Origin of the sequence: Microcoleus sp. K5-D4 (genome assembly GCF_036704575.1) — a bacterium.
Classification (GTDB): domain Bacteria; phylum Cyanobacteriota; class Cyanobacteriia; order Cyanobacteriales; family Microcoleaceae; genus Microcoleus.
Genome location: NZ_JAUBSD010000094.1, coordinates 20126 through 30165 on the forward strand (window position 1 = coordinate 20126; position 10040 = coordinate 30165).

General features: G+C 46.1%; 12 protein-coding genes. 7 read left to right on the plus strand and 5 right to left on the minus strand.

Annotated features, from left to right (window positions below):
* Positions 1-10: 10 nt before the first annotated feature.
* The 4 genes from QUA77_RS23750 to groES all read right to left on the minus strand — a co-directional run bounded on the left by QUA77_RS23750 (position 11) and on the right by groES (position 3204).
* The gene (locus tag QUA77_RS23750) at positions 11-511 is read right to left on the minus strand and encodes a hypothetical protein (RefSeq protein ID WP_333452902.1); all 501 of its coding nucleotides are present in this window, start codon (positions 509-511) and stop codon (positions 11-13) included.
* A complete protein-coding gene (locus tag QUA77_RS23755; RefSeq protein ID WP_333452904.1) occupies positions 471-959 on the minus strand; it encodes a hypothetical protein in 489 nt (162 codons plus the stop codon). Before QUA77_RS23755 ends, QUA77_RS23750 begins: the two co-directional genes overlap by 41 nt.
* Positions 960-1110: 151 nt before the next feature.
* Entirely contained in the window at positions 1111-2754 is a 1644-nt protein-coding gene (groL, locus tag QUA77_RS23760; RefSeq protein ID WP_015174510.1) for a chaperonin GroEL, read from the minus strand.
* 138 nt (positions 2755-2892) lie between these two features.
* Positions 2893-3204 (minus strand): co-chaperone GroES, encoded by a 312-nt coding sequence (groES, locus tag QUA77_RS23765; protein ID WP_006633072.1) that lies wholly within the window; start codon positions 3202-3204, stop codon positions 2893-2895.
* A 258-nt stretch (positions 3205-3462) separates the two neighbouring features.
* Here groES and QUA77_RS23770 point away from each other — a divergent pair, with 258 nt between their 5' ends.
* The 7 genes from QUA77_RS23770 to QUA77_RS23800 all read left to right on the plus strand — a co-directional run bounded on the left by QUA77_RS23770 (position 3463) and on the right by QUA77_RS23800 (position 9625).
* Positions 3463-3888 carry a ferredoxin gene (locus QUA77_RS23770; protein ID WP_333038440.1) on the plus strand — a complete coding sequence of 142 codons (426 nt, stop codon included), beginning with the start codon at positions 3463-3465 and terminating at the stop codon, positions 3886-3888.
* A gap of 649 nt (positions 3889-4537) precedes the next feature.
* Entirely contained in the window at positions 4538-5188 is a 651-nt protein-coding gene (locus tag QUA77_RS23775) for a response regulator transcription factor (protein WP_333038438.1), read from the plus strand.
* 337 nt (positions 5189-5525) lie between these two features.
* On the plus strand, positions 5526-6047 hold the full coding sequence (locus QUA77_RS23780; RefSeq protein ID WP_006633075.1) for a LabA-like NYN domain-containing protein: 522 nt from the start codon (positions 5526-5528) through the stop codon (positions 6045-6047).
* Between the two features lie 188 nt (positions 6048-6235).
* Positions 6236-7876 carry a 2-isopropylmalate synthase gene (locus QUA77_RS23785; protein WP_333452907.1) on the plus strand — a complete coding sequence of 547 codons (1641 nt, stop codon included), beginning with the start codon at positions 6236-6238 and terminating at the stop codon, positions 7874-7876.
* A 144-nt stretch (positions 7877-8020) separates the two neighbouring features.
* Positions 8021-8821: a class I SAM-dependent methyltransferase gene (locus tag QUA77_RS23790; RefSeq protein ID WP_333452909.1), complete on the plus strand. Its 801-nt coding sequence runs from the start codon at positions 8021-8023 to the stop codon at positions 8819-8821.
* 46 nt (positions 8822-8867) lie between these two features.
* Positions 8868-9164, plus strand: coding sequence for an antitoxin family protein (locus QUA77_RS23795; RefSeq protein WP_333038430.1), 297 nt, complete (start codon positions 8868-8870; stop codon positions 9162-9164).
* A complete protein-coding gene (locus QUA77_RS23800; RefSeq protein ID WP_333038429.1) occupies positions 9158-9625 on the plus strand; it encodes a type II toxin-antitoxin system VapC family toxin in 468 nt (155 codons plus the stop codon). The genes QUA77_RS23795 and QUA77_RS23800 overlap by 7 nt, the downstream gene beginning before the upstream one ends.
* Positions 9626-9775: 150 nt before the next feature.
* Here the strand turns inward: QUA77_RS23800 and QUA77_RS23805 are convergent.
* The coding region (locus tag QUA77_RS23805) for an IS1 family transposase (protein WP_333452911.1) at positions 9776-10040 on the minus strand (265 nt) is incomplete at its 5' end.

The following is a 10040-nucleotide window of genomic DNA, read 5'->3' on the forward strand; positions in this document are numbered from 1 at the left end:
ATTATGCACCTTAACTGTCATTTGATTTATTCTCTCCAACTTTGTCCTCTCCAGTTTCACCGTCTCCACTATCGTCTAAATTTTTACTTTCATCTGAAACTTCATAATTATCCATAATTTCGATCAATAACTGTTTTAGATTCTTATCCGGTGGTCGTTTCTCGAATTCTGCGTGTGTGTAAATCCACACCAACACAACTTCTTTTTTTCTAATATCTAACAAATATATAAGTCGCCCCTGTTCAGCGGCTCCGCGAAGCTGAGGCATTTTAAACTCCAACTTCCACAGTTCCCATCCATCACGGCTACTGCCTTTTGCCCAAGGTTCTAAATGTCCCAATGGTGGACGGGGACGGGGATCAATACTCAAAAATTTGGTAAATTTTTGGATTAATTCGATAAATTTTACTAATCCTGCCTGATTTTTACGATAGCGATCGCGGATCAGTTTTTGCTGAGTTATCTCAAAGTTATTCGAGAGCTTGATATGAAATTGCTCTGATCCGTTCACAGGCCTCCTCCGCCGTCATCGCCTCGCTAGTTTCCAACCCTGCAAAAGTTTCCTCCAGGGCTTCGGATAGTGCTTTTTCATAAGCAATATCTTCCCGTTCAATCCCACTCAAAATTGCATTAAGAAGACGTTTAAATGCTCCAGCGTAAGCTATAAAAGCGTCTTGCTCACCTTTAATTGCAATTGAAAATAAAGAAAAAGCCAAATAAAAACGCCCTAACAATTCAATAAAAACTCCCTTAATTCCTTGAGGCGGTTCTATTACGGCATAGGCAAAAATTTTGAGTAATTCTCGCGTTTCAGGGGGAATCTGATCCCAACGAGCCTCAATTATTACAGCTAAATTGTTTGCTTTTTGAGCCAGTTCCCAAAAACGTGAGGCGCTGGACGTGCGTGGCTCAAATATCTGCCGAATTTCGCTGGGGCTAATTGTAATAGTGGCTGACATTTGCCTGACCTCTTGCGATGCGATCGCTTTACGGATACTCAATAATTCTTAGTATATCAGTCAGGCCCTAAAAAAATTTAGCTGTCATTACCAGTAGACAGGTCATTATGAAAAAGGCGGGCCCTAAAGCCCGCCCCATCAAACGATCGACTTAGTAATCGAAGTCGCCGCCGCCCATGCCGCCGCCAGCGCCAGCAGCAGCAGCGCCATCCTTCGGTTCAGGCTTGTCAACGACGATGCACTCGGTTGTCAGCACCATGCCAGCAATAGATGCTGCATTTTGCAGAGCAGAACGAGTCACCTTCGCGGGGTCAACGATACCAGCTTCAAACATATCGACAAACTCATTCGTCGCTGCGTTGAAACCGACGTTGAACGGCTTTTCTTTGACGCGCTCAGCAATCACAGCGCCATTCAAACCAGCATTTTCAGCAATCCGCTTCAGAGGAGCAGCCAGAGCCCGTGCCACAATCAAAGCACCGGTTAATTCTTCGCCCTTCAGGCTGCTGTTAGCCCACTCTTCTAATTGAGGAGTCAGGTGAGCCAAAGTTGTACCGCCACCAGGAACAATTCCTTCTTCGACAGCAGCTTTGGTAGCGTTGATCGCATCTTCCAAACGCAGTTTGCGATCCTTCATTTCTGTTTCGGTAGCCGCGCCGACTTTGATGACTGCGACGCCGCCAGCCAATTTGGCCAAACGTTCTTGCAGCTTCTCTTTGTCGTAGGAAGATTCGGTTTCGTCCATTTGACGGCGAATTTGTTCGCAGCGGGACTTAACGGCGGCTTCGTTACCTTCAGCAACAATTGTGGTGCTGTCTTTGGTGATGGTGATGCGGCGAGCTTTGCCGATCATGTCGAGCTTGGTGTTTTCCAGTTTCAAACCGGCATCTTCGGTGATTAGTTGACCGCCGGTCAATACGGCGATATCTTCTAACATGGCTTTGCGTCGATCGCCAAAACCGGGTGCTTTAACAGCAGTCACGTTCAACACACCGCGCAGTTTGTTGACAACGAGGGTAGCTAGAGCTTCTTTCTCAATGTCTTCTGCAATGATCAACAGCGGGCGGCCGGAACGAGCTACTTGTTCGAGCACGGGTACTAAATCTTGTACCAGAGCAATTTTCTTGTCTGTCAGCAAGATGAAGGGTTCTTCGAGAATCGCTTCCATCCGCTCAGTGTCGGTGACGAAGTAGGGAGAAATGTAGCCTTTGTCGAAGCGCATCCCTTCGGTGATTTCCAATTCGGTGGTCATAGACTTCCCTTCTTCCAGGGAAATCACGCCTTCCTTGCCCACCTTGTCCATTGCGTTAGCAATCATTTGGCCGACTTCATCGTCGTTACCAGCAGAGATGGAGCCGACTTGAGCGATGGCTTTGGAATCTTCTACTTGTTTGGCGTGTTCGGCAATTTTTTCTACCAAAAACGTCGTTGCTTTGTCAACACCGCGCTTGAGGGCGATCGCATTTGCGCCGGCTGCTACGTTACGCAGACCTTCTTTGACCATTGCGTGAGCCAAAACGGTAGCAGTTGTGGTACCGTCGCCTGCTGCGTCGTTGGTTTTGGAAGCTGCTTGACGGATCAGGGCAACGCCTGTATTTTCTACGTGGTCTTCTAGTTCGATTTCTTTGGCGATGGTAACACCGTCATTAACAATCTGAGGAGCTCCGAATTTCTTTTCTAGAACCACGTTACGGCCTTTGGGGCCGAGGGTTACGGCCACTGCTTCGGCCAAAATGTCCATACCGCGTTCGAGGGCGCGACGTGCATTTTCGTTGTAGATGATACGCTTAGCCATAGTTTTTGGGGATTTGAGGGTTTGAGATTTTGGATTGGGGATTATGGATTTTAGTCATTTGTCCCGTGTCATTAGTTGTTTGGCGGCGTTCGCTTTAAACTAATGACTGATGACTAAGGACTGATGACTAATGATTAATTAGTTAACGATCGCCAGAATGTCTTTTTCTGCAAGCAAGACGTATTCGTCTGTGCCGAGTTTGATGTCGGTGCCGGCGTATTTCGAGTAGAGAACTTTGTCGCCGACTTTGACTTCCATTTCAGTGCGGCTGCCGTCGTCATTGCGCTTGCCAGGGCCCACGGCCGCGACTTCGCCTACTTGGGGCTTTTCTTTCGCTGTGTCGGGCAGAAGGATGCCGCCGGCGGTTTTTTCTTCGCTAGCGCTTACTTTTACGAACACGCGCTCGCCTAACGGTTTAACGGTAGAAACACTCAGTGATACTGCTGCCATAAATAAATCTCCAGATTACAGATTGTCGTCAGTCAGTCGTCAGGGGTCACGATGAAAGCAACAGCGGACTACTTACAACTGACATATTAGCACTCTCGACTCCTGAGTGCTAATTTAGCTTTAGTCAGGGTCGATCGCAACTTAGTTGTCAGTACGGGTTCCCGAACCGAGCATGAGTTGGAGGCAAGGAGAGGGCGGAGTGGGGGCTGTGGTGAAGACTTTCGATCGCTAACCAATTACTTTTGATTGATGAAGACAATGACAGAAAATAACGAGGAATCTTGTAGCCAAGGCTTGAGCGCTTGCGTCCAAAGCCTGGGAATCGATCGAATCGAGCGGCATATTTTTATCTGTGCCGACCAAACCGTGCCCAAGTGCTGCGATCGGCAAACCAGTCTGGAGGCGTGGAATTACTTAAAAAAACGCTTGCAAGAATTGGGGTTGGACAAGCCAAGTGCCACTCGACCAACCTGCGTCTTTCGCACGAAAGCCAATTGCCTGCGAGTGTGCGCGTCTGGCCCGATTATGGTAGTCTATCCAGACGGAGTGTGGTATCGCGACGTTACTCCACCCGTCATTGAGAGAATTATTCAGGAACATCTCCTAAACTCAAAGGTCGTTCAAGAATACGCTTTCTTAACTCATCCTTTGCCTGTGCCTTCTGAGACCCAGCCAAACATTTAAGTATAGCGCTGTTTAAAGTACAGGGTTATTGGTAAAGTGTTAAATTTAAGGTTAAGGGTGAGAATTTGAGACAGTTTGGCGTCCGGGCGATCGCACCTGCTACAGTTCAATAAAACTGTAGTTAGGTTCTTGTCTTACTTGTGCTGCTTCCCGTGTTCCTGGTGTTTCTCAAAAGGTACAGTAAAAAAAATCGATCCGAGGAACTGTGAAATTTTGTGCAAAAATTTCTCAGTGGCAGACACTAAGCAGGTTGCCAAACTACACTAGAAACAGTTAAATACGTAAGTAGGGAGTCTGCTTAAATTTCTCTATATCAGAAGTATCATTTAAAACCGGGGCATTAACCTGAAATTGAACCGATCGAGATTAACTATTTAACTTGGGCTCTGTTAGGGAGTCTCCAATCAATCAAGGCTGATCTTGGTAGGGCGATCGTGCATTACAGGTTTGGGCTGCATTCCAGGTCGTAAGACACTCACAAACAGCCCTCAATTATAGGTTGGAAAGCGGTAATACCCGCCCCGCTTTCCCTCACCGCCATCCCTTCAGCCGACCGTCGTCCTCCACTCCCAGCCTGGTGGCGGGGGACTGACGGAAAAAACAGAAGTGAAAACAAGGAAGTGTGCGGGATACTTTAGCGGGAATAAACATGACAAAGGACAATAATTCAGGAGAGCAAAAACGGCTGATGCTGGTTGACGACGACCCCAACTTGATCTTGCTGGTCAAGGACTACTTGGAGTTTCGGGGTTACAACGTCATTACAGCAGAAAACGGCAGAGACGCTCTGGAAAAACTAGAACAAGAAGTTCCCGACTTGATTATCTGCGACGTGATGATGCCGGAAATGGACGGCTACACTTTAGTCAAACACATCAGGGAAGACCCTCGCACTAGCTGGATTCCGGTTCTTTTCTTGTCCGCAAAAGGTCAAAGTTCAGACCGAGTAAAAGGCTTGAGCACTGGGGCTGACGTTTATATAGTCAAGCCTTTTGAACCAGAAGAACTGGTAGCCCAAGTGGAATCTTCTCTGAAAGCAGCATCGCGCTTGATTCGCCACTCAAATCCCGGTATGGAGAGTGGCCCAAAAATTAAGGCGCGCCGCAATGTCGAATTGACTCCCACTGAGTTAAAGGTGGTACAGTTGCTAGCCCAGGGTATGGCAAACCGCCAGATCGCAGACGTGATGAATGTCAGCCAGCGGACTATCGAAAGCCACGTCAGCAATATGCTGGGCAAAACAGGTCTGCACAACCGGACAGAGTTAGCTCGCTGGGCTCTTGAAAGCAAAAAGGCTTGAGCGGAGGTAGTCTGCACTATGAAATCAGGGGAGCAAAATCTACTGCTATGCGCTTCGGTATGCCTGCTTGGCGGTAGGGCGGTGGGCGCGGTAGTTTGAAGGCGCCATTAACCTTGACACGGCAGCCGGTATTGAGTTACTAGGCGTATAGTTTTTGAGGGCACCTCGCTCAAATGCAAGCAGGCTTAAAAGAACCCTCTGGCGGTAGAGCCGAAAATATGAAATACTGGGGAGATGGAGTTTTCTGAAGTTTAATCTATTGCCTCAGTTAGCTCCATGTTGCTAAAATGTGATATTTAGATTAACTTCTTTCTACAATTATTAGGTCTAAGTTTCTATGACAAACTTAATGAACCGCCTTTCTATTTTTGTGGACGGGAACAATATGTTCTACGCTCAACAAAAGAACGGCTGGTTTTTTGATCCTCGCAGGGTGCTCGAATATTTCAAAACTTCGCAGCCGAATGTCATCTTGATCAATGCTTTCTGGTATACGGGTCTGAAAGACCCCCAAGATCAAAGGGGATTTCGAGATGCTTTAATCAGTCTAGGTTACACGGTTCGCACTAAAATTCTTAAGGAATATTACGACGATGCTTCGGGCAGATATTCTCAAAAGGCTAATTTAGACATAGAAATTGTGGTTGATATGTTTAATACCGTGGATCAATACGACCAAGTTGTGCTGTTTAGCGGGGATGGGGATTTTGAGCGGGCGATCGAACTGCTCCGCTCGAAAAATACTCATATTACTGTGGTATCAACCGAAGGAATGATTGCTAGAGAGTTACGAAATGCTACAGATAGGTATATAGACCTAAATGAAATTAGGGAACATATCGAGAAGATGGATTATTAGTCATTAGTCATTAGTCATTAGTCAGTAGTTATTAGTCATTAGTCAGTAGTTATTAGTCATTAGTCATTAGTTAGGGGTTAGGGGTTATTAATTATTCGTTATGGGCGCGAGACAGGGGACTGGTGACTGGAGGCTAAAAATCCAGAAAAACGGACAAGTAAAAATCAGGAAAACACTTTTTTAGAGCTATGAAAACTCAACCAAGTCAAGACCGGATTATTATTTTCGATACGACTTTGCGCGACGGAGAACAATCTCCGGGTGCATCTCTGAATGTGGATGAAAAGCTGACGATCGCTCGCCAGTTAGCGAGATTGGGCGTGGATGTGATTGAAGCGGGTTTCCCTTTCACCAGCACGGGAGATTTCGAGGCAGTCCAAAAAATAGCGCGATCGGTTGGCACGGAAGATGGCCCGACAATTTGCGGTTTAGCACGGGCGAGAAAGCAGGATATTAAAACAGCAGCAGAGGCTCTGAAACCAGCAGCCAATGCGCGAATTCATACGTTTCTGGCTACGTCTGATATTCACTTGGAGTATAAGCTGAAAAAGACGCGGGCTGAGGTTCTGGAAATTGTGCCGGAAATGGTGGCTTACGCTAAGTCTTTTGTGGATGATGTGGAGTTTTCGCCGGAAGATGCTTGTCGATCGGAACCGGAGTTTTTGTATCAGGTTCTAGAGCGGGCGATCGCAGCCGGTGCGACTACGGTTAATATTCCCGATACTGTGGGCTACACGACTCCGAGCGAGTTTGGGGCTTTGATTCGGGGAATTAAGGAAAATGTGCCGAATATCGATCGCGCAATTATTTCGGTTCACGGTCACAATGACTTAGGATTGGCTGTTGCTAACTTTTTGGAAGCTGTGAAAAATGGCGCCAGACAGTTAGAATGCACGATTAACGGGATTGGCGAACGGGCGGGAAATGCGGCTCTGGAAGAGTTGGTAATGGCGCTTTACGTGCGGCGCCAATATTATAATCCGTTCTTGGGCCGATCTGCGGATTCTGAGGAACCGCTGACAAATATTGACTCGCGCCAAATTTACAAAACTTCCCGCTTGGTTTCCAATTTGACGGGGATGTTGGTGCAGCCAAATAAGGCGATTGTCGGGGCAAATGCTTTCGCTCACGAGTCGGGAATTCACCAAGACGGGGTGCTGAAAAATAAGCGGACATACGAGATTATGGACGCTGAGTCGATCGGCTTAACTGAAAACCAAATCGTCTTGGGCAAATTATCCGGCCGCCACGCATTTCACACTCGCTTGAAAGAGTTGGGTTTTGAAATGGCAGACGATGAGCTAAATAAGGCTTTTGTCAAGTTTAAAGATTTGGCAGACAAGAAAAAAGAGATTACGGATTGGGATTTAGAGGCGATCGCCAATAACGAAGTGCACCAAGCACCGGAACTGTTCCGATTAGAATTGGTGCAAGTTTCCTGCGGCGACAAATCTCGTCCGACAGCAACCGTCACAGTGCGGAATCCGGCGGGCGAAGAATTGACCGATGCTGCGATCGGCACCGGGCCTGTGGATGCGATTTACAGGGCAATTAACCGGGTAGTAAACGTACCCAACGAGTTGATCGAGTTTTCTGTACAATCGGTAACAGCGGGCATAGATGCGATCGGCGAAGTAACAATTCGCTTGCGGCACGAAGGCAAAGTATTTTCCGGTCACTCAGCAAATACCGACATTATCGTAGCGTCTGCAGAAGCATACATCAGCGCTTTAAATCGCCTGTATCAGGCATTGCAGCATAGTGCTGAAAAATCCTCCGAACAGCCAACTGCGATCGGAAATCAAGTTGTTGCAAAAGCACAGCGCTGATAAATTTATTGTCAGCTATTATTCTTGAAACAAACCGCAGACGAACGCACATAACAGCAGATATATCTAAATAAATCTGCGTTAATCCGCGTTCATCTGCGGTTAAAAATTAAAATCTTTTTTAGCAACAATAAACCCTAAAAAATGCAAGAAGAAACTTTAAAAAAAGAGCGACAATTCCACGATGCTTGGGCATCGACAATCGATATTGACGGCATTCGAGTCAATGATTACTTTGAAGCTTGTACCGCCCCAGAAAATAGATTTATCGTTCAGCAAATGGGCGATATTACAGGCAAACGCCTATTAGATTTAGGCTGTGGCGCGGGAGAAAATAGCGTTTATTTTGCGAAAAAAGGCGCGAATTGTATGGCCGCTGACTATTCTCAGGGCATGGTAGAAGTTGCTCTGAAATTGGCAGAGAAAAACGGCGTCAAAATAGACGGCTGCACGGTGAATGCAATGGCGCTGGATTTCCCCGACAATAGTTTTGATATTGTTTATGCTTCTAATTTGTTGCACCATTTGCCAGAACCGGAAAAGGCAATTCGCGAAATGCACCGCGTGCTGAAGCCTGGAGGTAAAGCTTGTTTTTGGGACCCGATGAAGCACAATCCGGTGATTAATGTTTACCGTAGAATGGCGACTGAGGTGCGAACTGAGGATGAAAGTCCTTTGGATATTAATCTTGTGAATTTTGTCAAGTCTTTGTTTTCTGAGACGGCTTATGATACGTTTTGGCTGACGGCGCTGTGGATTTTTTTGCGCTTTTATTTAATCGAAAAAGTGCATCCAAATGAGGAGCGTTATTGGAAAAAAATTATCATTGAACAAGAGAGATTGAAACCGGAATACTCTCGGTTAGAAGGGTTGGATGGGTTTTTGAAAAAGTTGCCTTTGATGAAGCGCTTGGCTTGGAATTTGGCTGTTGTGGCAACGAAGTAGTTAAAAAAAGTACAATAAGTCAAAGCATTTAATTAAGAGGCTAATTATGCCAGAAACTATTACTGCTATCTACGAAAACGGGGTTTTTCGTCCCTTGAGTTCTGTGTCTTTCAAGGATGGGGAAACTGTGCAGATTCAACTCTGGCCAGATGATCCAAAAAAGCAGGCAGAATTGGCAATCCAGTTTTTAGTTGACCGAGGATTGGTGACTCCACTACCTAACAATCCCCATAACGTCGAGGCTGTCACTGATGAAGATGTGTATGAATTGGCTAAAAGGTTAGGGGCCAAACCGGGCAAGCCTCTGTCAGAAATTATTATCGAGGATCGCGGTCCGTGGTAAACATTTATTTTTTGGATAGCAGCGCCCTCATCAAAAGATATGTGGTTGAAATTGGCAGCCCTTGGATAAAAACGCTCACGGATTCCCAGACTGGTAACTCGCTGCTTCTAGTCCGCATTACCTGGGTGGAAGTTCTTAGTGCTTTTGCACGCAGACAACGTGAAGGCGGTATAACTGCTGCGGAAGTTGCTGCACTTATTGCAAATTTTCGATCTGAATTCAATAGTCGGTATAGAGTTATCGAAGTTGATCGGGTACTGGTTGAAAGGGCGGGTGAACTGATTGTTCAATATCCACTGCGGGCTTATGACGCTGTGCAATTGGCGGCTGCTTTGCGCGTTCAATCTGTTTTAACATCAATCCCAGATACTCAACTAATTTTTGTTTCGGCGGACAACAGATTGCTGGATATTGCTCAGTCGGCAGGGTTGGCGATCGACAATCCTAATAATTATCCGTAATCAAGCTGTGTGTACTCAGGAATGCAAGTCTTCATACAAATCAGAGGACTCAAGTAATCACTAGCAACTAATTTTAGTGCGATCGTTATTTAGAGAATTTCGGCGTTGCTGAATTAAGGTATGATTTCGGCGATCGCTCTTATGTATTAGCTACTCGATTTGCCTCGCTCGAACGCGATTGAAATGATGCCCTGGAGCGGGAACCGGAACCTCCCAAAACTTAAGATAATGAATTAGTAAGCGAATTGAATTTTTGAGCATCTCTCTCGACTTAGAATAGCAAAGTGTCTTGCGATGAAGTCGTGCCAAATAATGTCGTAGCCGCGTATTTTCGCCCTCTACTCTGGTCATATAAGTTTTACAGACAATTTGGTCTCCATCTGGAATAAACATGGGATAAACTGGCCATCCATCT

What these genes read in the sequence shown, in the direction of transcription:
- QUA77_RS23755 (WP_333452904.1), bottom strand. Translation starts at nt 959, where the DNA reads ATGTCAGCCACTATTACAATTAGCCCCAGCGAAATTCGGCAGATATTT.
- groL (WP_015174510.1), bottom strand. Translation starts at nt 2,754, where the DNA reads ATGGCTAAGCGTATCATCTACAACGAAAATGCACGTCGCGCCCTCGAA.
- QUA77_RS23795 (WP_333038430.1), top strand. Translation starts at nt 8,868, where the DNA reads ATGCCAGAAACTATTACTGCTATCTACGAAAACGGGGTTTTTCGTCCC.
- QUA77_RS23775 (WP_333038438.1), top strand. Translation starts at nt 4,538, where the DNA reads ATGACAAAGGACAATAATTCAGGAGAGCAAAAACGGCTGATGCTGGTT.
- QUA77_RS23790 (WP_333452909.1), top strand. Translation starts at nt 8,021, where the DNA reads ATGCAAGAAGAAACTTTAAAAAAAGAGCGACAATTCCACGATGCTTGG.
- QUA77_RS23780 (WP_006633075.1), top strand. Translation starts at nt 5,526, where the DNA reads ATGACAAACTTAATGAACCGCCTTTCTATTTTTGTGGACGGGAACAAT.
- groES (WP_006633072.1), bottom strand. Translation starts at nt 3,204, where the DNA reads ATGGCAGCAGTATCACTGAGTGTTTCTACCGTTAAACCGTTAGGCGAG.
- QUA77_RS23770 (WP_333038440.1), top strand. Translation starts at nt 3,463, where the DNA reads ATGACAGAAAATAACGAGGAATCTTGTAGCCAAGGCTTGAGCGCTTGC.
- QUA77_RS23785 (WP_333452907.1), top strand. Translation starts at nt 6,236, where the DNA reads ATGAAAACTCAACCAAGTCAAGACCGGATTATTATTTTCGATACGACT.